Origin of the sequence: Oceanisphaera psychrotolerans (genome assembly GCF_001870485.1) — a bacterium.
Classification (GTDB): domain Bacteria; phylum Pseudomonadota; class Gammaproteobacteria; order Enterobacterales; family Aeromonadaceae; genus Oceanimonas; species Oceanimonas psychrotolerans.
The window spans coordinates 34499-56366 of record NZ_MDKE01000070.1 but is presented as its reverse complement, the minus strand read 5'-3'; the positions used below and the strand labels follow the sequence as shown (position 1 = coordinate 56366).

Sequence of the window (21868 nt, the reverse complement as noted above, 5' to 3'; positions counted from 1 at the left end):
TCACCGACAACAAAGAAGCATGAGCAATATCACCGGCACCCTGATTAAAATGCCCGCCACCCTGGCGGCTCCTGTCACCTACCAGCTGGCGTTGGGCGAGCATCGCATCGATCTCAACCCGCTACTGGGGCAGACGCTGACCCTGACACACACCGGCAACATCTACTGCGATGCCTGCGGCCGAAAAACCAGCAAGAGTTATTCTCAGGGGCACTGCTTTCCCTGCATGAAGAAACTGGCCCGTTGCGACATGTGCGTGATGAAGCCGGAGACCTGCCATTATTTCGAGGGCACCTGCCGCGAGCCCGAGTGGGGCGACAGTCACTGCATGGTGCCGCACATCGTCTACCTGGCGAATACCTCGGGCCTCAAGGTGGGCATTACCCGCCACACTCAGGTGCCGACCCGCTGGATTGATCAGGGCGCCACCCAGGCGCTGCCGATTCTGCGTGTGGCCACCCGTCAGCTTTCCGGTCTGGTGGAAGTGGCGCTGGCCGAAATGGTGGCGGACAAGACCAACTGGCGTGCCATGCTCAAGGGCGGCGACGCCGACAGGGATCTGAAAGCCGACGCCGCCCGGCTGCTGCCGGAAATACAGGACAAGATCGGCGATTTGCTGCTGAAATACGGTGAAGACGCGGTGACTGTGCTGGACGAGGCGGTGGTGGAGCTGAGTTATCCGGTGCTGGAATACCCGACCAAAATCGCCAGCCACAACTTCGACAAGAACCCGGTGGTCTCGGGCACCTTGCTCGGCATCAAGGGCCAATACCTGATGTTCGACACCGGGGTCATTAACCTGCGCAAGTTTACCGGCTACGAAGTGACCCTTGGCTGAGATGACCGTCAGGGGTTGAGGTCACCGGGAGACGCCCCGTCGCTCCCGGTCTCGGCGGCCCGGCCCGTTACGAATAACCGTGATTGTAGAGTTCGATCAGGTACTTCCAGAAGAGCTCGACCTCGGGCTTGACCGTATGCCGGAACCGGTAAAGCAGTATCTTCAGCTCCACGGCATGGAGTGGCTCGTCCAGTATCACCAGCTGTCCGTGCTGCAGTTCCCTCTGGATCAGGCTGGACGGCAGCCAGGCGACGCCGTAGCCCTGTACCGCCATGGCTTTCAGGCCTTCGGCCAGGGCGTTCTCGCACACAATCGTATATTCAATGTCGGGCGGTATCTTGGAAAGACACTGCTCCCCGATGATGCCGCCCAGATAGGAATCATCGGGGTAGGCCAGCAGTTTGAAAGGAGTATGATTGTCGATCGAATAGAGCGGGGTGCCATTGGTATTCACTGCCGACACCGGCACCAGCTTGTCGGTACCCACCTGAATACAGATGGTATCGTTACGTGATAGCTGGGTGATGTTTTCGCCGGATGAGAAACTGAGCAAAAAATCCCCCATACCCGCCATGAAGGACTCCATCACATCGTGCAGGTTACCGGCATTCAGCTTGACCAGGGTGGTGCCGACCAGCGGCTCCAGGGTCTGGATCCAGTGGGGAAAGAAGGACACCGCCGGTGAATGCTGGGAAAAAAACACCAGACTCTGACGTGACTCCTGCCCCTGCAATCGCTCGCGTACCCGATAAGTGTCGTGAATCATCCGTTTGGCTTCTTCCACGAATGCCAGGCCGGTTACGGTCAGGGTGGTCGGATGTTTTTCCCGGTCGACCAGGGTGATACCCAGCCAGTTTTCCAGTGAACGGATGCGCCGGCTAAAGGCCGGCTGGGTGACGAAGCGCGCTTCGGCTGCCTTGGAAAAACTGCCGTGCTCGCTCAAAGCCACAAAGTCCTTCAACCACTTCAACTCCATTAAAATCAATCCTTTGTATAATTTTCATACCGGGTATACCGAAAAGTAATCGTTTGCTAAGCCAAGATAGCATTGGTCGGGCTCGGGATCCTATTTCAGTATGGGGCTGTTACCGGATTGTACCGACGATGTTTTTAAAACTGACAAGGTTTTTCAAACTGACAAAATAACAGAGGAGTGTTACCCATGCTTTTGGCCCGTTACCCGCGTCTTCATTTCGCCCATCTTGATACCCCCCTTGAGCCGATGCCTCAGCTGACCAAGCTGTTGGGCGGCCCCACCCTGTGGATCAAGCGTGATGACTGTACCGGTCTGGCTGGCGGTGGCAACAAGACCCGCAAGCTTGAATTCCTGATGGCCGATGCCCTGGAACAAGGTGCCGACACCATCATTACCCAGGGGGCTACCCAGTCCAACCACGCTCGTCAGACCGTGGCCATTGCCACCAAGCTGGGGATGCCCTGCCACATTCTGCTGGAAGATCGCACCGGCTCCGAGGATGTCGATTACGTCTACAACGGTAACGTCATGCTGGACCAGCTGTTCGGCGGCCAACTGCGCAAGTATCCGGGCGGCACCGACATGAACGCGGCAATGGAATCACTCGCCGCCGAGCTGAAAGCCGAAGGCAAGAAGCCCTATATCATTCCCGGTGGCGGTTCCAATGAAATTGGCGCCCTGGGTTATGTCAACTGTGCGCTGGAGCTGTTGGGCCAGGCCAATGATCGCAGCCTGCGCATCGATCACCTGGTTCACGCCACCGGCTCGGCGGGTACTCAGGCTGGTCTGGTGACGGGTCTGTACGGCAGCAACAGCCAGATCCCGGTGCTGGGCATTGGCGTGCGGGTACCTCGCGAGCAGCAGGAAGCCAACGTATTCCGTCTGGCCGAGCGTACCGCCGAAAAACTGGGCATCCCCGGCGCCATCAAGCGCGAAGACGTGGTCGCCAACTGTGATTACGTGGGCGAAGGCTACGGCATTCCTGCCGAAAGCACCCTGGAAGCCATCGAGCTGTTTGCCCGTCATGAAGGCATTCTGCTGGATCCGGTCTACTCCGGCAAAGGCGCGGCGGGTCTGATCGATCTCATCCGCAAGGGTCATTTCAAGAAAGGGGAAAACATCGTGTTCCTGCATACCGGTGGTGCCCAGGCGCTGTTCGGTTATCGCGATGTCTTCAATCTCCCTAAATATTGTTAATGACGTGCCCGGTTCCTCCTTCCGGAGGGGCCGGGTCGGCAAGAGCAGGGCGGCATGCCTTGCGAATGACTAGAGCTTTCTTTTTAACAGGTGTCATACCATGGAATATCTTAAAAGAGCGGCGGCAGAAGCCGATGTAGCGCAGGAAGATGAGCGCATTCAGGCAGTGGTCAAGGACATGCTGACCCGGATCAAGCAGCAGGGTGAGCCGGTGGTGCGTGAATTTGCCAAGCAGTTTGATAACTGGCAGGGCGACTTCATTCTGTCCGACGAGAAAAAGCAGGCGCTGATTGAGCAGGTGCCCCAGCGGGTGAAAGACGATATCGATTTTGCCCATCGCCAGATCAAACGCTTTGCCGAAGCGCAGCGCGACAGCCTGCAGTCCTTCGAGATTGAAACCGAAGAAGGCGTGCGCCTGGGCCAGCAGGTACTGCCGGTCGAGTGTGCCGGTTGCTACGTGCCCGGTGGACGCTATGCCCATGCCGCCTCCGCGCTGATGAGCGTGGCGACCGCCAAGGCCGCCGGCGTGCCCTTTATCGTGGCCTGTTCACCGCCTCGTGGTGACAGCATCAACCCGGCCGTGGCTTATGCCATGCATGTGGCGGGTGCCGATGTGATACTGGAAATGGGTGGCGTGCATGCCATCGCCACCATGGCCTACGGCCTGTTTACCGGCAAGCCGGCCGATATTCTGGTGGGGCCGGGCAATGCCTATGTGGCCGAAGCCAAGCGTATGCTGTTCGGTGAGGTGGGTATCGATGTGTTCGCCGGTCCGACCGAATCGGCCATTATCGCCGACAAGAATGCCGACCCCATGACCATTGCCGTCGATCTGGTGTCCCAGGCCGAGCACGGCCCCAACTCCCCGGTCTGGCTGTTTACCGACAGCCGTGAGCTGGGTGAGAAGGTACTGGAAATCATGCCCAAGGTGATCGCCGACATGCCCAATGCCGATGTCTGCGAGGCGGCCTGGCGTGATCACGGCGTGGTGATCCTGGGCGACAGCCGAGAAGAAGTGGCCAGGATCAGCGACGAGTGGGCCTGTGAGCACCTGCAGATACTGGCCGACGATCTGGAATGGTGGAAAGCCAACCTGAACAACTACGGCTCCCTGTTCCTGGGCGAAGGCAGCACCGTGTCCCACGGTGACAAGTGCTCCGGCACCAACCATATACTGCCGACCAAGAAGGCCGCCCGTTACAGCGGCGGGCTGAACGTGCAGAAGTTCATGAAGGTGCTGACCTATCAGGAACTGAGCGAAGAAGCCAACCTGGTGTTCAGCGCGGCCGGCTCCCGGATCTCCCGTACCGAAGGCATGGAAGGTCATGCCCGGGCCTGTGACTGGCGCCTGCGCAAGTACTTCCCCGAGACCGAGTGGGACTTCAACGTTTATAACCAGAAGCGTTATTGCTGAGTGAGACAGGCAGGTGCCCGGCACCTGCCCGGAGAGATGTCATGATCAAATTCAACAAGTCTTTCACCCAGCAGGAGCCCATCCCTGAAGAGGGTATCGAGCAGGCCATCGCGGTCATGCGCAGTGGCCGTCTGCACCGGTACAACTCTCTGGCCGGGGAACCGACGGAAACCGAGCTGCTGGAGCAGGAGTTTGCCGAGTACCTGGGTAGCCGCTATTGCCTGGCTTGTGCCTCGGGTGGTTATGCGCTGCATATCGCCATGCGCACCGTCGGCGTTCAGCCGGGTGACAAGGTGTTGTGCAATGCCTTTACCCTGGCGCCGGTGCCCGGTGCCATCAACAATGCCGGTGCCGTTCCGGTGCTGGTGGAAACCACCGACGACTTCACCATCGATCTCGCCGATCTCGAGTTGAAGGCGGCGGCCGACGATGTGCATTATCTGCTGCTGTCCCATATGCGCGGCCACTTGGTCGACATGGACCGGTTGATGAGCATCTGCGATCAGCATCAGGTTATCGTTATCGAAGACTGCGCCCACACCATGGGGGCCAGCTGGAATGGTCGCAAGAGTGGCACCTTTGGTCGGGTTGCCTGCTTCAGTGCCCAGACCTACAAGCATATCAATTCCGGTGAAGGTGGCTTCCTGACCACCGATGACGACGATGTCATGGCCAAGGCCATCATCTACTCCGGCTCCTATATGCTGTTTGAGCGTCACTTGGCGGCGCCGCCCAAGGAAGCCTTTGCCCGTATCCGTTTCGAGACCCCCAACTACAGTGGTCGCATGGACAATCTGCGAGCGGCGATACTGCGTCCCCAGGTCAAGAACCTGGATGAGCAATGCCGGCGCTGGAACCAGCTCTATAACGCGGCCGCCGAGGGATTGAGCCAGATAAAGGGAATCCGTTTGCCGGTTCGCCCCGCAGCGGAATATTTCGTCGGCAGCTCCATCCAGTTTTCCCTGCCGGATTATGATGCGGCCACCATCGCCCGCTTCATTGCCCGCTGCGAAGAGCAGGGGGTGCCGCTCAAGTGGTTTGGTGATGCGGATCCCAAGGGCTACACCAGCCGTTTCGACAGCTGGCAATACATGGGGCAGATGCCCGACTTGCCCGAGACCCGGCGCGTGCTGGCGACCATGTGCGACATGCGCCTGCCGCTGACTTTTGTCGAGGAAGACTGCCGGCAGATCACCCGGATTATCGCGCAAGTGTTTGAAGAGGTTTGCGGCTCATCGGGGAACGAATAATTCCCTGCACAGCTGAACAGATTCCAGTTTCATGGATGTAAACACACATAAAATACATTGAGGTAATGAATATGTTCTCTATGAAGAAATTGGCAAAATGCCTGACTATTTCTCTTGCCTGCGCCTCCGCCGCCCTGCCGGCGCTGGTGGATGCCAAGACGTTACGACTGGGCATGGGCGATCCGCTGGATTCGGATGGCGGTGTCTTTTCCAGTCGTTTCAAGGAATTGGTGGAGTATTATTCCGGCGGTGATCTCGAGGTGACTCTGTATCCCAACGGTGCCATGGGTTCGGAAACCGAGATGGTGCAGAATGCACGTCTGGGCTCTCTGGACATGGCCCAGGTCGGGATCGCCAATGTCACGCCGTTCTCCAAGGAGCTGGGGATGCTGACCATGCCCTACGTGATCAAGAACGCATCCGATGCGGTGACGATCACCACCGGCCAGCTGGGCGACCACTGGAATCAACTGGCGCAGAAGCAGGTCGGCGTCAATATCCTGGGCTGGACCTACTCCAACTTCCGCCATCTGACCAACTCCAAGCGTCCGGTCAGGAGCCTGGAAGACGTGAAGGGACTGAAGATCCGGGTGCCGCAGAGCCCGATTATGCTGGCCTCCTGGGAAGCCTGGGGTGCCAACCCCATCGCCATGGCCTGGACCGAAACCTTTACCGCCCTGCAGCAGCAGGTGGTAGACGGTCAGGACAACCCCTATATCGTCAACAACACGATGAAGTTCTATGAAATTCAGGATTACGTGACCGAAATCCATCATCAGTACTCGCTGCAGCCCCTGCTGATCGGCAAGCGTACCTTCGACAAGCTGAGCGATGAAGAGCGTAATATCCTGACCCGCGCCGGTCTGGAAGCCCAGCAGCATGTGTTGATGTTCCAGATTTCCGAAGCCGACAAGGCCAAGCAGAACATGATCGATAACGGCATGGAAGTCTTTACCCTGGAGGATGAAGATAAATGGATTGAGCTGGCCAAGGAAAAGGTCTGGCCCCAGTTCTACGACTCCATCGGTGGTAAGGAAAACTTCGAAGCCGTGCTGGAGCAGTTGAAGTAACCCTGATGTTGAATGCTGTTAACCGGTTTTGACGATGTAGGTTGAAAGTTGAATAAGGGAGCGGGGTCTGTACTCCGCTCTCTTTGTCGGAGCGTTACCATGTTTAAACTGTTAAAGCAGATGGACAAGCTGGAAAACTATGTCTGCCAGCTGTTGCTGTGTTTGTTTGTGGTCCTGCTGTTTGCGCAGGTCATTTTTAGGGTGTTCTTCAGCTACGGCATTCCCTGGAGCGAGGAGCTGTCCCGGTTTGCCTTTGTCTGGTTTGTTTTTCTTGGCGCCTCTTACGCGGCAAGGTTGTCGGCTCACAATAGGGTGACCTTTCACCTGAGAATGATGCCGTACAAGATGAGGAATGCGGTTGAGCTGCTGGGTGATATTTTCTGGATAGCCTTCAATACCCTGATGACCCTCAAGAGTATCGAGGTCATCGACTCCATGATGGAGTTTACCTATTTCTCTCCGGCACTCGATTGGTCGATGGCTTACCTGTACATGATTTTCCCGATCTCGTTCACCCTAACCAGCCTGCGTATTATCCAGGTGAACTACCTGAAACTGGTCTGCGGCGTGAAATTTGATGATGTGGATGAGCCCAATCTGGAAGAAAACGTGATGAGCACACCGGCTTCTAAAGAGTGAGTACCATGACGGCCGACCCTTGGTTTGAACTATGGATTTTTTGGGGTAAGAGGATCAGATAATGACAGCTCCCTTTATTTTGTTTGGTATGTTTTTCTTTTTGCTGGTCATCGGTGCTCCCATCGTGGTGGCCCTCGGGGCCTCGGCGCTGACCGTCTATCTGGCGGCCGGCGATGATTTTGTTTCTCTGGTGCAGACCGCATGGAACGCGGTGGATTCCTTCCCCATCATGGCGCTGCCCGCTTTTATTCTGTCCGGCGCCCTGATGCAGAGCGCGGGTATTTCTCGCCGACTGGTACACATTGCCGAGGTAATGGCCGGGCCCATGGCCGGCGGCCTGGGTTTTTCCGCCATTCTGGCGAGCATGTTCTTCGGCGCCATTTCCGGCTCCGGCCCGGCCACCACCGCGGCGGTGGGTATGCTGATGATCCCTGCCATGGTCGATCGTGGTTACGGACGCAGCTATTCGGCGGCGCTGACGGCATCATCCGGTGGCCTGGGCGTGGTGATACCACCCAGCATTCCCATGGTGATCTATGGGGTGACCGCGAGTGAGTCCATTACCAAGCTGTTCATGGCCGGCATACTGCCGGGGATCATGCTGGCCGGTGGCCTGATGATTGCCAACTATGTGATCAGCAAGAAAAAAGGTTATGTTTCCGGCAATATTCATCCGCCGGGCGCCCTGCGCAAGGCCTGCAGGGACGGTATCTGGGCGATACTGGCACCGGTAGTGATCCTCGGTGGCATCTACTCGGGGCTCTTTACCCCCACCGAAGCCGCGGTAGTATCGGTATTCTATACCCTCTTTGTCGGCATCTTTATTCATAAAGAGCTCTCTCTGGATGGCTTCAAGGAGTCGCTGAACTCCACCACCTGGCTGACCGGTCGCGTGTTGATCATCATGTTCACCGCCACCGCCTTTGGCCGGATCCTGGTAGAGAACGACATTCCGGGCATGATTGCCCAGTCGCTGCTGAATCTGACCGACAGCCTGGCGCTGATCTGGATCATCGTCATCGCTTTCCTGATTTTCGTCGGCATGTTCCTGGAAACCCTGGCCACCATCATGATAGTGACGCCGGTACTGTTGCCGGTGATGGTCAGCCTGGGCGTGGATCCCATCCACTTCGGTATCGTGCTGGTGTGTTGCTGCGAAATCGGCTTTTCCACCCCGCCACTGGGGGAAAACATGTTTATCGGCTCCAGCATTGCCAAGGTATCCATCGAGGAAATTTCGGCCAAGGCGATTCCCTTTGTGCTGGTGGAAATCTTCGTGGTGGTGCTGCTGGCCTTCTTCCCCGAGCTGGTGCTCTGGCTGCCTGAACTGTTTGGGTACTAGCGTCCACGAACATGAACCGGGTAGCGTGACAATTGACGACAGGTGGGTATGAGATGAGTGAAAAATCGGTTGGTGTGATAGGGGGCATGGGGCCGGAAGCCACGGTGGATTTGATGCACCGGGTGATTTCCGCCACCCCGGCGAAGGATGATGTTGACCATATCCACATGCTGGTCGACAACAATCCCAAGGTGCCTTCCCGCATCAAGGCCTTGATCGAGGGGACGGGAGAAAGCCCGGGTCCCTTCATGGCCGAGATGGCCCGGGGCCTGGAGCGGGCCGGCGTGGATTTTCTGGTGATCCCGTGCAATACCGCGCACATGTATTACCCGGATGTGGTGTCCGCGGTGTCCATCCCGGTGGTGAACATCCTCGATGTAACGGTACAGCAGGTGAAGCGTTGTCAGCCGAACATTCGCAAGGTTGGCATGCTGGCGTCCACGGCAGTCGAAAAGATCCGTCTGTATCATGACAAGTTTGATGCCGAGGATGTGGAAACCCTGTTTCCGTCTCCGGAGCATCAAGCCAATGTGATGGACCTGATCCGGCGGGTGAAGGCAAAGACGCATGATGCCGATATTCTGGCCAGATACAACGAGGCCGCCGCCGGGCTGAAGGCAAGCGGCGCCGAGTGCATTATCCTGGCCTGTACCGAACTCTCGGTTATATCCGACAAGCTGACCATTGATTTGCCAGTCTATGATGCCTCTCAGCTACTGGCCGAGCACATAGTGCACACCGTAAAAGGCTAAGCACGACAGCGGCAGCCCTGCACCGGGTTGCAAGTCGGCCATATGGCCAGCCGTGAAATATGGCGAAGCGCTGTCTTTGCCGTACGCCAGGAGCGCATTAATGCACAGGTATGGTGCGGGGTGCAGAAATGGTGCGGCCAATGCACTGAAATGATGCAGTAAGGAATCTGCAGGGGGATACGTCCGGGAGGACGTATCCCCCTGCAATCTTTCCCCCGTAATAGTCTGATCTCACCCATGGTAATTGCTATTAAAACAATGACTTATCGTTGTCTGTTTCTGTTTTTCGGTTGTTTTTAAAGTTGGCACACAAAATGCTTAAGTCTCGAGGTGGTGAAAGTTATTTTCTTTCAGAAACCTGAGACCAAGGGCATGGGCAAATACAGTCAGCATGTTCGTCTTGAAAGATAACTGAGAAGGAGTTCAATCATGAATACAGCAACGGCCAAGGCCAACATAAGCAATGCCAGCTGGTGGAAACGGCTACAGGTCTGGCAGAAGGTGTTAATCGGACTGGTTCTGGGGGCGGCCACCGGCTTCCTGTTGGGTGAGGATGCCGCCGTTCTGCATCCTATCGGCAAGGCCTTTATCGCCGCCATCAAGATGCTGGTGGTCCCGCTGATTTTTATCTCTCTGGTGTGTGGGGTTACCGCCATCAAGGATGTGACCCGCATGGGACGGATCGGCATCAAGACCTTTGTGACCTATATCGTGACCACCGCCATTGCCATCCCCATTGGTCTGGCCCTGGCTATCTGGCTGGAGCCTGGTGTTGGCATGGATCTGGGTGGTGCCGCAGGTATTGAGGTGGCGTCCGCACCCAGTATCATCGATACCCTGCTGGGTATTATCCCGACCAACCCCTTTAACTCCTTCGCCACCGGCAATGTGTTGCAGATCATCCTGTTTGCGATTTTCCTCGGTATTGCCATCAACCTGGTCGGTGAAAAAGCGGATCCGGTGAGGAAGGTGTTCGACTCCTTTGCCGATGTGATGTACAAGCTCACCGATCTGGTGATTGCCTTCGCCCCCTATGGTGTTTTCGCCTTGATTGCCACCACCACCGGTCAATACGGTCTGGACGTGTTATTGCCCCTGGGCAAGGTGATCATTGGTGTTTACCTGGGCTGCATCATCCATGCGGTCGTTACCCTGGGTGGCGGTTTGGCCTTGTTGACGCGCCTGAACCCCATCCAGTTTTTCAAGGGAATTTTCGAGGCCCAGCTGGTTGCCTTCAGCACCACCACCGCCGCCGGTACCCTGCCCGTGACCATGGCCTGTGCCCGTGAAAACCTGGGCGTTTCCAAAGACGTGTCCAGCTTCGTGCTGCCGGTGGGCACCACCATCAATCTGGACGGTACCGCCCTCTATCAGGCCCTGACCGCGGTATTTATCGCTCAGGCCTACGGCATCGATCTGGGGATGGCCGAATACGGCATGATACTGCTGACCGCCATCCTGGCGTCCATCGGAACTGCATCCGTACCCGGTGGCGGCCTGATTGTGCTGTCGCTGGTGCTGAGTTCGGTCGGCCTGCCGCTCGAAGGCATTGCCTGGTGGCCGGTATCGACCGGATCCTGGACATGGCGCGTACCACGGTCAATGTGACCGGTGATGCGGCGGTATCCGTGCTGATCGCCCACAGCGAAGGCGAACTGGATAAGGACGTCTACTACAAGAAAGCGGTGTGATTGTTTAATACCCGTTTCAACCCATGGGAGCACCGGGCTGTTTCGGTCTGGTGCTTTGGTTGAATGTGCCTTTGTCAGAAGGAGAGTGGTGCCAGTTCCCCTGAACAAACCGGATCGCTGCATCAAATTGGAACTGACCAAGATAAAACTTAGGATTAGAAGATGGTTGATATTGTTATTTCGGAATTTATGGACGAAGCCGCGGTCGATGCATTGAGAAACGATTTCTCGGTGCATTATGATCCGACCCTGGTGGATCGTCCGCAAGAGTTAATGTCCCTGTCGGCGTCGGCACGCGCCCTGATCGTACGTAATCGTACCCAGGTGAGGGGGGATCTGCTGGCGGCATCACCCAGCCTGCGGGTTGTCGGCCGACTGGGTGTGGGCCTGGACAATATCGATATGCCAGCCTGTAAAGAGGCGGATATTCACGTGTTCCCCGCCACCGGCGCCAATAGCGAGTCGGTAGCCGAATATGTGATTACCGGCCTGCTGATGCTGTTGCGCGGCGCTTATCACTCCAATGCGGCCATGCTCGCCGGAGACTGGCCACGTACCCAGTTGGCTGGCCGGGAGATCAATCAACGTCACCTTGGACTGGTGGGGTTTGGTGGTATATCCCGTTTGGTGGCCCGCAAAGCCAGGGCGCTGGGGATGCGAGTGTCGGCCTTCGATCCTTATATCCAGGACAATGATGCGGTATGGGAGCAGGAAGAGGTTACCCCTCTGTCCCTGGACCAGCTGTTGAGACAGGTAGATGGGCTCAGCCTGCATGTGCCCCTGGTCGAGAGTACCCGGCACCTGATCAATGCCGACTCGCTTTCCGTTATGAAACCGGGTGCGGTACTGATCAATACCGCCCGTGGTGGTGTTGTCGATGACAGCGCCCTGGCCGAAGCCTTGAAAGAACAGCGTTTGGCCGGTGCCATGCTGGATGTGTTTGAAACCGAACCCATGACCGCCGATAACCCCTTTCATGGCGTGCCAAATCTGGTATTGACGCCTCATATTGCCGGTGTGACCGAAGAGTCGAATGTGCGGGTGAGCAGTGTGACGGCCGAAAATGTGCGGCAGGCATTGCAGGAGGCGTAATACCGGCAAGGTATCAGCTGCCCCTGTAGGTAGAGTAGCCGTAGGGCGACACCATCAGCGGTATATGATAGTGGTCCGGGTCGACATGATTCACTACTTCGTTCAGAAAAGCGGGCTCCAGTCGCTGAGTCCGCTCATCTCCAACCCGATAGAGTTTAACCTGATGCCGGCGCCGGGCAGTCTCCTGGCTGCTAACTACAGGTAGTGCCATCGTTATTACAGGTAAAACCATCAGACACAAAAAAGGGTTAGCGGCTGTTAACCTGCTAACCCTTGGTATTTGGTGGCCCCTCCCAGACTTGAACTGGGGACCTAACGATTATGAGTCGTGTGCTCTAACCAACTGAGCTAAGGGGCCGGAAGTGGAGCTGATTATAGGGAAAGCGCTCTTGACTGTCCAGTCGGGGGGCTCTATATCCGCTTGATTTTTAAACGGTTGATATTGTGAGCGGCGCAAGAGAAAGGGCGCCGAAGCGCCCTTTGATTGTCTTTATTGCCGGTTCACTGGCCGTTATTCGTCGAGGAAGCTGCGCAGCACTTCGGAGCGGCTGGGATGGCGCAGTTTGCGCAATGCCTTGGCTTCGATCTGGCGGATACGCTCGCGGGTAACGTCGAACTGTTTGCCCACTTCTTCCAGCGTATGGTCGGTGTTCATGTCGATACCGAAGCGCATACGCAATACCTTGGCTTCCCGCGCGGTCAGACCGGAGAGCACGTCCTTGGTCGCATTGCGCAAGCTTTCGCTGGTGGCGGAGTCGGCCGGCAGGGACAGGGTAGTGTCCTCGATAAAGTCACCCAGATGGGAGTCTTCATCGTCACCGATGGGCGTTTCCATCGAGATCGGCTCTTTGGCTATTTTCAGCACCTTGCGGATCTTGTCTTCTGGCATCGCCATGCGATGGGCCAGTTCTTCCGGCGTCGGCTCACGACCCATTTCCTGCAGCATCTGGCGGGAAATGCGATTGAGCTTGTTGATGGTCTCGATCATGTGTACCGGAATACGGATGGTACGGGCCTGATCCGCGATGGAGCGGGTAATGGCCTGACGGATCCACCAGGTAGCGTAGGTCGAGAACTTGTAGCCGCGACGATATTCGAACTTGTCGACCGCCTTCATCAGACCGATGTTGCCTTCCTGGATCAGATCCAGGAACTGCAGACCACGGTTGGTGTACTTCTTGGCGATGGAGATAACCAGACGCAGGTTGGCTTCAACCATTTCCTTCTTGGCACGACGAGCCTTGGCCTCGCCGATGCTCATGCGGCGGTTGATGTCCTTGATCTGCGAGATGGTCAGGCCGGTTTCTTCTTCTACCAGCTTGAGCTTGCCGATGGAACGACGCACGTCCTCGGCCACTTCTTCCATCTTCACGGCCCAGGTCTTGCCGGTGGCCAGCTGCTTGTTAAACCATTCCTGCTCGCTTTCGTGGTGAGCGAAGGCCTGCACGAAGGTCTTCTTCGGCATTTTGCACTGTTCAACACACAGCTTCAGGATCAGGCGTTCCTGGATACGGACGCGTTCCATCATGTTGCGCATGTTGTTGACCAGGCGATCGAACTGCTTGGGTACCAGGCGGAACTGACGGAATACATCGGCCAGAGCAGTAATCTGCTCGTCGGCATCGGCAGAATTACGCCCTTTTGCGGCAATGGTGGCGCGGGTTATTTCGTACTGTTCGCGCAGGTCGCCGAATTTTTCACGCGCTAGTTCCGGATCCGGGCCGGTGTCGGCTTCGGACTCGTCGTCATCATCTTCTTTGTCATCATCGTCGTCTTCGTCGTCCAGCTCTTCTTCACTCAGCTCGGAGCCGATGTGAGTAGCGGTGGGGGCGACGGCGTCGGCTTCGTCAAGATCGAGAAAGCCGGAGATGATATCGCTCAGCTTGATGTCGCCGGCTTCAAAACGGTCGAACTGATCGAGCAGGGAAGTAATGGTCTCGGGGTATTCGGCCACCGAGCTCTGCACCTGGTTGATACCGTCTTCGATCCGCTTGGCGATGTCGATTTCGCCTTCACGGGTCAGCAGTTCAACGGTACCCATTTCACGCATGTACATGCGTACCGGGTCGGTGGTGCGTCCAATTTCGGATTCAACAGAAGCCAGCGCCTGGGCGGCGGCTTCGGCGGCATCTTCGTCGGCGGTGGTTTCCGACATCATCAGGTCATCGGCATCGGGGGCACTTTCGACCACCTGAATGCCCATGTCGTTGATCATCTGGATGATATCTTCGATTTGATCGGAGTCGACGATCTCTTGAGGAAGATGATCATTTACCTCGGCATAGGTCAGGTAACCCTGTTCTTTACCTTTGGCAACGAGAAGCTTAAGCTGTGACTGCGGGGTTTGCTCCATAGAACTCGTCCGGTTAGATGTTGCAAGAGGGTGTAGGCATCAGGCACTCTTTTATGGCGCGCAAGTAGCCGATTATAACAAAATTTGACCAGCATCGCTATGCTGGCTGTGCATGCCAACACGCCTCGTCTTCATATAACGTGGGGGTGTTGCAGCGTTCAATGGTTCATCATTACCCGTATCCGGGCCTGTCTTACGATATTGGGGCATCGTGCCCACTTTTCAATGTTCAGCCGTTGCTGCCTTTGCTTTCGCTGAGCAGCAGCAGTAATTCCTGTTTTTCTGCCGGGGTCAGCCCATGCTGGCGGCTTTTCTGCTGCAGGGTTTCGATGCGGCTGGCCAGATAATCGTTGATCAATACCACGAAAATATCCTGCAGCTCCTGCTCGATGTTGTCTCCTGCAAACAGGCTTTCGGCCATTGCCAGCCTTGCCAGTGCCGATTCGGAGCCGTGGCCGCGCCAGTGTTCGAGTAATTGGGCGGTCGTCATATCGGGCTGGCGCTGCACAAGGGCTAACAGCTCCTGCAGCAGTTCCATGCCGGGTAACGGCAGCTCTGCCAGTTCGGGCATGACGGGCAGTTTCGCCGCGGCAGCCGGATATTGTAGCACAAGGGCGATGGCCCGGCGAAGGGGGGTCAGCTTTATCTTTTTTTGGCTTTCCCGTCTGGGGGCCGGTTGCGGGCCATTGCCCTGTTGCAGGCGGCTGAACAGTTCCCGGACCCGGCGTTCGTTTTCACCCCAGTTCAGCTGATGAGACAGGCGGGTGATCAGATCTTCGCGGGTAAAGCCCTCCGGCACTTTAACAATGGCTTCCGCAGCCTTGTTGGCCAGCTCGTGCTGGCCGGCATTACCGCTCATGCTGTCCTGCGCCAGACGTTCAAACAGAAAATCGCCGAAATCCTGAGCCCGGCTCAGCTGCTGCTCGAAGGCGGTTGCCCCCAGTTTGCGCACCAGGGTGTCGGGATCTTCGCCATCGGGCAGAAACACGAACTTCAGACTGCGGCCATCCTGCAGCAGTGGCAGCGCATTTTCCAGCGCACGCCAGGCGGCCTCACGGCCGGCCCTGTCACCGTCGTAGCAGCAGATCACCTCCCGGGTGGTGCGGAACAGCAACTGCAGGTGTTCGGAGGTGGTGGAGGTGCCTAGGCTGGCTACCGCATAGTCGATGCCGAACTGGGCCAGGGCCACCACATCCATGTAGCCTTCGACCACCAGGATACGCTCCGGATTGCGGTGGGTCTGGCGAACTTCATAGAGCCCGTACAGCTCTCGCCCCTTGTGAAACACCGGGGTTTCCGGTGAGTTCAGATACTTGGGGGTGCCGTCACCCAGCACCCGGCCGCCAAAACCGATCACCCGGCCGCGTCTGTCGTGAATGGGGAACATGATACGGTCACGAAAACGGTCGTAGACCCGGCCATTGTCGCTTTGCAGCAGCATGCCGCCTTCGATCAACTGCTGTTCGGCCTCGGAAGTACGGGCAAACTGGCGTTTGACGCTGTCCCACTGATCCGGCACGTAGCCGATGCCGAAGTGTTTGACGACCTCGCCGCTCAGGCCCCGGCCCTTGAGGTAGTTGATGGCATCCCTGGACTGCCGTAGCTGCCCTTGATAGAAGCGGCTGATGTCGTTGAGCTGACCGTAGAGATCCTGACGTACCGCCTTTGCCGCCGCCTGCTGGGCAGGGGATAGGGATGAGCCGCCGTTTTCCCGCGGCACAGTGACCCCGTGCATGCCGGCGAGTTCGTCGATGGCATCGAGAAATTCCAGTCCGTCATATTCCATCAAAAAGCCCAGTACGGTGCCGTGGGCGCCGCAGCCGAAGCAATGATAGAACTGTTTATCGGGACTGACGGTAAAGGAGGGGGACTTTTCGTTGTGAAAGGGGCAGCAGGCCTGATAGTTCTTGCCGGCTTTTTTCAGCTTTACCCGCTGATCGATAAGATCGACGATGTCGGTTCTGGCCAACAGATCGTCAATAAAAGATTGGGGGATTCTGCCTGTCATCATTCACCGGAAAGCGAAAAAAACAAAGCCGTGCTTCATGATGAGGCACGGCCCGTCGGCAGGGAACAGCGTGAGCGATTAAGCCAGTCTGGCTTTGATGCTGGCGCTGACCTTACCCATATCTGCACGTCCCTGGATCTGCGGTTTGAGCACCGCCATCACTTTGCCCATATCCTGCATGCCGCTTGCGCCGGTGTCGGCGATGGCTTGCGTCAGCAAAGCGTTCAGTTCGTCCGCTGTCAGAGGTTGCGGCAGGAATTCCTGCAGCACCACGATTTCCTGGAGTTCACCATCGGCCAGTTCCTGACGCCCTGCCTGCTCAAACTGGCTGGCGGCGTCTTTACGCTGTTTCACCATTTTGGTGACGATGGCGATGATGGCGTTATCATCCAGAATTTCGCGGCTGTCTATCTCTTTTTGCTTGATCTCTGCCAGCAGCATACGCAAGGTGCCGAGGCGCGCCTTGTCTTTGGCACGCATGGCATTCTTTTGCTGCTCTGACAGCTGGTCTTTTAAAGACATGAGATCAGATACAACTTAGTACAGACGGGTACGACGTGCGTTTTCACGAGCCAGTTTCTTGGCATGACGCTTAACAGCAGCAGCCTTGGCGCGCTTGCGTTCGGTAGTCGGCTTCTCGTAGTGCTCGCGACGACGCACTTCAGACAGGATACCGGCCTTTTCGCAGGAACGCTTGAAACGACGCAGGGCTACGTCGAAGGGCTCGTTTTCACGTACTTTAATTACTGGCATGTGCCTCTCACCTCGGTTAACTGGCCTGTCACCGACCAGTATGTCTAATAAAAATGGTGCGAAATTCTACTCTGAACCGGAACCTAAAGTAAAGTCCGGCAGCCCTTCGCTGGTTAAAAAATCGCGGGGAGGTTAACATAGACCTCTCTTTTTCGACAGCCTTGAATGATTAGACCGACATGCGTGTATTAGGAATAGAAACCTCCTGTGATGAAACCGGCATCGCCATCTATGACGACCAACTCGGTATCATGGCTCACCAGTTATACAGCCAGGTGGCTCTGCATGCGGACTACGGTGGCGTGGTGCCCGAACTGGCCAGCCGGGACCATATCCGCAAGACCATTCCACTGATCGAGGCGGCCCTGGCCGAGGCGGGTTGCAGCCGGGACGATATCGACGGCGTGGCCTATACCGCCGGCCCGGGGCTGATGGGTGCCTTGCTGGTCGGTGCCACCATCGGGCGCAGCCTCGCCTTTGCCTGGAACAAACCGGCGGTGGCGGTGCATCACATGGAAGGTCACCTGCTGGCGCCGATGCTGGAAGAGCGGGTGCCGGCCTTTCCCTTTGTTGCCCTGCTGGTCTCCGGCGGTCATACCCTGCTGGTACGGGTAGACGGCATCGGTCGCTACCAGATCCTGGGCGAGTCGGTTGACGATGCGGCCGGTGAGGCCTTCGATAAAACCGCCAAGCTGATGGGGCTGGATTATCCTGGCGGCCCCCGTCTGGCCAGGCTCGCAGAGCTGGGTCAGCCCGACCGCTTCAAGTTTCCGCGTCCCATGACCGACCGGCCCGGGCTGGATTTCAGCTTTTCCGGTCTCAAGACCGCCACCGCCACCACCATCGCCGCCGAAGGCAACGACGACCAGACCCGGGCCGACATCGCCCATGCCTTTCAGCAGGCGGTAGTGGATACCCTGGCCATCAAGTGCAAGCGCGCCTTGCAGCAGACCGGGCTCAATCGTCTGGTGGTGGCCGGCGGCGTCAGTGCCAATGTGTCGTTGCGCCAGCAACTGGAAACACTGATGACCGGGCTGAAGGGTGAGGTGTTTTATCCGCGTAACGAATACTGTACCGACAACGGGGCCATGATTGCCTTCGCCGGCCTGCAACGACTGAAAGCCGGCGAGACCGAGCCGCTGGCGGTACGAGCCCGGCCGCGCTGGCCGCTGGACGAGCTGGAAGCGGTGAACTGAACAGATGGTGAAGCGTGAGGAGGAGCCGTGTCACTCCTCACGATTGCGCTTGAACTTGTCCAGAATCGGCGTTTCCTGATGATGATAGAGCCGGCTGATATTGCGGTGATGGCGGAGGATGATCAGGCAGGAAAGCAGGGCCACCGCCAGGGTATATTCCGGTTTGATGAAGTAGACATACAGTGGTGCCAGCAGCGCGGTAATGAGTGAGGCCAGTGAGGAATAGCCAAACAGTCCCAGACTGACCAGCCAGGTCAGCAGCAGCAGCCCGGTCATGTCCATGCCCAGCGGCAGCAGGGTGCCGAGGGCGGTGGCCACCGCCTTGCCGCCGCGAAAGTGAAAAAACAGCGGGAACATGTGCCCCAGGCAGGCGGCCATGCCAATCAAGGCCAGATACAGTGGACTGATATGCAGAAACCAGCCCAGATACACCGGTAGTGTGCCCTTGAGGATATCGAGCAGCAGTACCCAGACCGCGGCACTGCGGTTACCGGTACGCAACACATTGGTGGCACCGGGGTTACCCGAGCCATACTTACGGGGATCCGGCAGGCGGTAAAGACGAGAGATCAGCACGGCACTGGAGATGGAGCCCCCCAGGTAGGCAAGCATGATCATAAACAGGGTGAGGGCCGTCATTCTCGGTTTATACCTCGAGGTCGATCCGTTACTATTGCGGGCTTGAAATCGCGCAACTGGTTAACCAAGCCTGAGCGGCCCGGTCGCCGAAGATAATCACAGCTTAACAGAAGATATAAACGATGGATAAAGTGTTTGTACAAGCCCTGGAAGTGCTGACGACCATCGGCGCCTATGAGTGGGAAAAGAGCATAAAACAGAAGATCCGCTTCGATCTTGAGATGAGACATGACAACCGGCCGGCGGCATTGGGCGATGATCTTACCAAGGCGCTCGATTATGCGGCCCTGTCCCAAAAAGTGACGCGTCACGCGGAACAAAATCATGTGGAACTGGTCGAAACCATGGCCGAACAGATCGCCCAGTTGATCCTGGCGGAGTTTCCGGTCCACTCGGTAAAGGTCAGACTGACCAAACCGGGCGCGGTGGCCAATGCCGCCGGGGTTGGCGTGGAAATAGAGCGTTTTGCCGACGACAGCAGCATGAGCTGAAATGTCATCAGTGTGTCATCGGACCCGGCTAGCCTCTTGATGTATCCGGTGAAAGGAACAATAACAACATGGAAGCGCACGTCATACTGCTTGCCCTGATCCAGGGTTTTACCGAATTTCTTCCCATCTCCAGCTCGGCTCATCTTATTTTGCCATCGGTGTTGCTGGGCTGGCGCGATCAGGGCATGGCCTTCGACGTGGCGGTCCATCTGGGCAGCCTGCTGGCGGTGCTGTATTACTTCCGCAAGGAAGTGGCCACCCTGGCCCTTGCCTGGTCTCGCTCTCTACGTGGAAAAGAACATAATGCCGAATCGCGGCTGGCCTGGAGCATCGTGCTGGCGACGGTGCCTGCCTGTGTGGTAGGGGTGCTGTTCGGCGGCGTGATCGCCGAGTATCTGCGTTCCGGCTGGGTCATTGCGTCGGCCACCGTGGTGTTTGGTTTGCTGCTGTGGGCCGCGGACAAAATGGCGCAGCTGCGTAAAGATGAATATCAGACCGGCTGGCGGGGCGCCCTGCTGTTGGGGTGCGCCCAGGCACTGGCCCTGATCCCGGGCACCTCGCGCAGCGGCATTACCCTGACCGCCGGGCTGATGCTGGGCATGACCCGGCAGGCCGCCGCCCGGTTCTCGTTTCTGATGTCCATTCCCATCATTTTTCTGGCCGGCAGCCATCAGGCGACCGGCTTGATCGAATCCGGGACCCTGATGCCCTGGTCGACCATCGGCCTGGGCGTGGTGGTCTCTTTTGCCAGCGCCCTGGCCTGTATTCATCTGTTTCTCGCCCTGCTCAACCGTATTGGTGTCATGCCTTTCGTGTGGTATCGGCTGGGGCTGGGCGCGGTGCTGTTCTGGGTGATGGCCGGGCAGCTCTAGGCGGTCAGCCACAGCCTGAGTTGCTGCAGGCGGGCGGCAGCAATGGCCTCGCCGATGGCCGGCCCTTTGAGTCCCCGGGCAACAAAAGGCGCGGCGGTAATGGTTCTCAGCTCGCACAGCCATTGCCACAGCTGTTCCCGCTGCGGGTAAGGGCGTTGCTCGAAACCGGTTCTGCCCTGCAAGTCTGCCTGGGCACACAGCAGCAACTGGGCAAAGCGTTCTGGCTTGCGCCAGGCGTCGGTATGCTGGAACAACGCCAGTATGGCCTCGGCCTGTTCCGGCGCCGGGTTGGCCAGCCGATGCAGGCAGATATGCCAGCGGCTCATGAGGATGGCCAGCTCCTTGTGCGCAGCAGGCGCCTTGATGCGAGCACAGAGTGCCTCGATAGGAGTCAGCCCCAGCTCGCCATGATCATGGTGGCTGGGCCACCGGTCCGACGGGGTCAGCGCCTTGCCGAAGTCATGGCAGAGCGCGGCAAATCGACAGGGAATATCAGCCCCCAGTTCGGCGCTGCGTTTGAGTACCATCATGGTGTGCAGGCCGGTGTCGATTTCCGGATGCCACTGTTTCGGACCGGGCACGCCGAACAGCGCCTCCACTTCCGGAAACAGCTCCTTGAGTGCACCGCACCGACGCAATACCTCGAAAAATACCTGGGGGTGCTCGCACGCCAGGGCTTTTTCCGTTTCTTTCCAGACCCGCTCCGGGGTCAGGGCACCGAGCTCACCGCTGGCGGCCATCTGTTGCAGCAGGAGCAGGGTCTCATCGGCCAGGGTAAAGCCCAGGCCATGAAAGCGGGCGGCAAAGCGGGCGACCCGTAACACTCGTAACGGATCTTCACCGAAGGCTGAGGAGACGTGGCGTAATATTCTGTGCTCGATATCGGCCACGCCGCCATAGGGATCATGCAGCTTGCCCTGTTCGTCCCGGGCGATGGCATTGATGGTCAGGTCCCGACGCATCAGGTCTTCTTCCAGCGTCACTTCGGGGCCGAATTCGCAGATAAAGCCGGTATAGCCTTGCCCCGATTTGCGTTCGGTACGGGCCAGTGCATATTCTTCTTTGCTTTGCGGGTGCAGGAAAACCGGAAAATCCTTGCCTACCTGATGGTAGCCAAGCGTGATCAATTGCTCGGGGGTCGCCCCCACCACCATGTAATCGCGCTCCCTGACCTCCAGCCCCAGCAGCTCATCGCGTACCGCGCCCCCCACCAGATAGACTTCCACGAATTCAGTCCTCCTCTCGAAAAAGGTCATTATAACGACTGAAGATGAAAAAAGACGCCGCAGCGTCTT

Annotated in this window: 20 protein-coding genes, 1 tRNA gene and 2 pseudogenes; 14 read left to right on the top strand and 9 right to left on the bottom strand. The window is 57.5% G+C overall.

Annotated elements, in window-relative coordinates:
- The first annotated feature begins 19 nt into the window (after positions 1 to 19).
- Entirely contained in the window at positions 20 to 838 is an 819-nt protein-coding gene (locus tag BFR47_RS17065) for a DUF2797 domain-containing protein (protein WP_071474179.1), read from the top strand.
- 67 nt (positions 839 to 905) lie between these two features.
- Here the strand turns inward: BFR47_RS17065 and BFR47_RS17060 are convergent, their stop codons facing one another.
- A complete protein-coding gene (locus BFR47_RS17060) occupies positions 906 to 1814 on the bottom strand; it encodes a LysR family transcriptional regulator (protein ID WP_071474178.1) in 909 nt (302 codons plus the stop codon).
- 186 nt (positions 1815 to 2000) lie between these two features.
- Between BFR47_RS17060 and cuyA the strand changes: the two genes are divergently transcribed.
- The 10 genes and pseudogenes from cuyA to BFR47_RS17015 all read left to right on the top strand — a co-directional run bounded on the left by cuyA (position 2001) and on the right by BFR47_RS17015 (position 12261).
- On the top strand, positions 2001 to 3011 hold the full coding sequence (cuyA, locus tag BFR47_RS17055) for a D-cysteate sulfo-lyase (RefSeq protein WP_071474177.1): 1011 nt from the start codon (positions 2001 to 2003) through the stop codon (positions 3009 to 3011).
- Positions 3012 to 3111: 100 nt separating this feature from the next.
- The gene (gene hisD, locus BFR47_RS17050; protein WP_071474176.1) at positions 3112 to 4425 is read left to right on the top strand and encodes a histidinol dehydrogenase; all 1314 of its coding nucleotides are present in this window, start codon (positions 3112 to 3114) and stop codon (positions 4423 to 4425) included.
- A gap of 41 nt (positions 4426 to 4466) precedes the next feature.
- The gene (locus BFR47_RS17045; RefSeq protein ID WP_071474175.1) at positions 4467 to 5675 is read left to right on the top strand and encodes a DegT/DnrJ/EryC1/StrS family aminotransferase; all 1209 of its coding nucleotides are present in this window, start codon (positions 4467 to 4469) and stop codon (positions 5673 to 5675) included.
- A gap of 80 nt (positions 5676 to 5755) precedes the next feature.
- Complete coding sequence (locus BFR47_RS17040; RefSeq protein WP_071474174.1) at positions 5756 to 6745, top strand: TRAP transporter substrate-binding protein; 990 nt, start codon at positions 5756 to 5758, stop codon at positions 6743 to 6745.
- A 99-nt stretch (positions 6746 to 6844) separates the two neighbouring features.
- On the top strand, positions 6845 to 7384 hold the full coding sequence (locus tag BFR47_RS17035; protein WP_071474173.1) for a TRAP transporter small permease: 540 nt from the start codon (positions 6845 to 6847) through the stop codon (positions 7382 to 7384).
- Positions 7385 to 7445: 61 nt separating this feature from the next.
- Positions 7446 to 8726: a TRAP transporter large permease gene (locus BFR47_RS17030; protein WP_071474172.1), complete on the top strand. Its 1281-nt coding sequence runs from the start codon at positions 7446 to 7448 to the stop codon at positions 8724 to 8726.
- 53 nt (positions 8727 to 8779) lie between these two features.
- Positions 8780 to 9478, top strand: a complete 699-nt coding sequence (cuyB, locus tag BFR47_RS17025; protein WP_071474171.1) for a cysteate racemase — start codon at positions 8780 to 8782, stop codon at positions 9476 to 9478.
- Between the two features lie 429 nt (positions 9479 to 9907).
- Positions 9908 to 11061, top strand: a pseudogene (locus BFR47_RS17020) (dicarboxylate/amino acid:cation symporter); the annotation flags it as partial.
- Positions 11062 to 11169 carry a dicarboxylate/amino acid:cation symporter gene (locus tag BFR47_RS18895; RefSeq protein WP_245748987.1) on the top strand — a complete coding sequence of 36 codons (108 nt, stop codon included), beginning with the start codon at positions 11062 to 11064 and terminating at the stop codon, positions 11167 to 11169.
- A gap of 162 nt (positions 11170 to 11331) precedes the next feature.
- Positions 11332 to 12261 carry a hydroxyacid dehydrogenase gene (locus BFR47_RS17015; protein ID WP_071474170.1) on the top strand — a complete coding sequence of 310 codons (930 nt, stop codon included), beginning with the start codon at positions 11332 to 11334 and terminating at the stop codon, positions 12259 to 12261.
- Between the two features lie 13 nt (positions 12262 to 12274).
- Here the strand turns inward: BFR47_RS17015 and BFR47_RS19495 are convergent, their stop codons facing one another.
- From BFR47_RS19495 to rpsU, 6 genes and pseudogenes are all read right to left on the bottom strand, one after another.
- Positions 12275 to 12472: a hydroxyisourate hydrolase gene (locus BFR47_RS19495; RefSeq protein ID WP_245748986.1), complete on the bottom strand. Its 198-nt coding sequence runs from the start codon at positions 12470 to 12472 to the stop codon at positions 12275 to 12277.
- 70 nt (positions 12473 to 12542) lie between these two features.
- Positions 12543 to 12619, bottom strand: a tRNA-Ile gene (locus BFR47_RS17010).
- A gap of 153 nt (positions 12620 to 12772) precedes the next feature.
- Positions 12773 to 14620: pseudogene (gene rpoD, locus BFR47_RS17005) on the bottom strand (RNA polymerase sigma factor RpoD); the annotation flags it as partial.
- Between the two features lie 223 nt (positions 14621 to 14843).
- A complete protein-coding gene (dnaG, locus tag BFR47_RS17000; protein WP_071474224.1) occupies positions 14844 to 16622 on the bottom strand; it encodes a DNA primase in 1779 nt (592 codons plus the stop codon).
- Positions 16623 to 16700: 78 nt separating this feature from the next.
- On the bottom strand, positions 16701 to 17144 hold the full coding sequence (locus tag BFR47_RS16995; protein WP_071474168.1) for a GatB/YqeY domain-containing protein: 444 nt from the start codon (positions 17142 to 17144) through the stop codon (positions 16701 to 16703).
- Positions 17145 to 17159: 15 nt separating this feature from the next.
- Complete coding sequence (gene rpsU / locus BFR47_RS16990) at positions 17160 to 17375, bottom strand: 30S ribosomal protein S21 (protein ID WP_014293599.1); 216 nt, start codon at positions 17373 to 17375, stop codon at positions 17160 to 17162.
- 179 nt (positions 17376 to 17554) lie between these two features.
- Here rpsU and tsaD point away from each other — a divergent pair, with 179 nt between their 5' ends.
- Entirely contained in the window at positions 17555 to 18571 is a 1017-nt protein-coding gene (gene tsaD, locus BFR47_RS16985; RefSeq protein WP_071474167.1) for a tRNA (adenosine(37)-N6)-threonylcarbamoyltransferase complex transferase subunit TsaD, read from the top strand.
- 30 nt (positions 18572 to 18601) lie between these two features.
- Here tsaD and plsY read toward each other — a convergent pair whose 3' ends face one another.
- Positions 18602 to 19210, bottom strand: a complete 609-nt coding sequence (plsY, locus tag BFR47_RS16980) for a glycerol-3-phosphate 1-O-acyltransferase PlsY (RefSeq protein ID WP_071474166.1) — start codon at positions 19208 to 19210, stop codon at positions 18602 to 18604.
- 122 nt (positions 19211 to 19332) lie between these two features.
- On the opposite strand from plsY, the gene folB reads away from it, so the two are divergent.
- The gene (gene folB, locus BFR47_RS16975) at positions 19333 to 19701 is read left to right on the top strand and encodes a dihydroneopterin aldolase (protein ID WP_071474165.1); all 369 of its coding nucleotides are present in this window, start codon (positions 19333 to 19335) and stop codon (positions 19699 to 19701) included.
- A gap of 68 nt (positions 19702 to 19769) precedes the next feature.
- A complete protein-coding gene (locus BFR47_RS16970) occupies positions 19770 to 20573 on the top strand; it encodes an undecaprenyl-diphosphate phosphatase (protein WP_071474164.1) in 804 nt (267 codons plus the stop codon).
- Here the strand turns inward: BFR47_RS16970 and BFR47_RS16965 are convergent.
- Positions 20570 to 21799: a multifunctional CCA addition/repair protein gene (locus BFR47_RS16965; protein ID WP_071474163.1), complete on the bottom strand. Its 1230-nt coding sequence runs from the start codon at positions 21797 to 21799 to the stop codon at positions 20570 to 20572. The genes BFR47_RS16970 and BFR47_RS16965 overlap by 4 nt on opposite strands.
- Between the last annotated feature and the right edge of the window lie 69 nt (positions 21800 to 21868).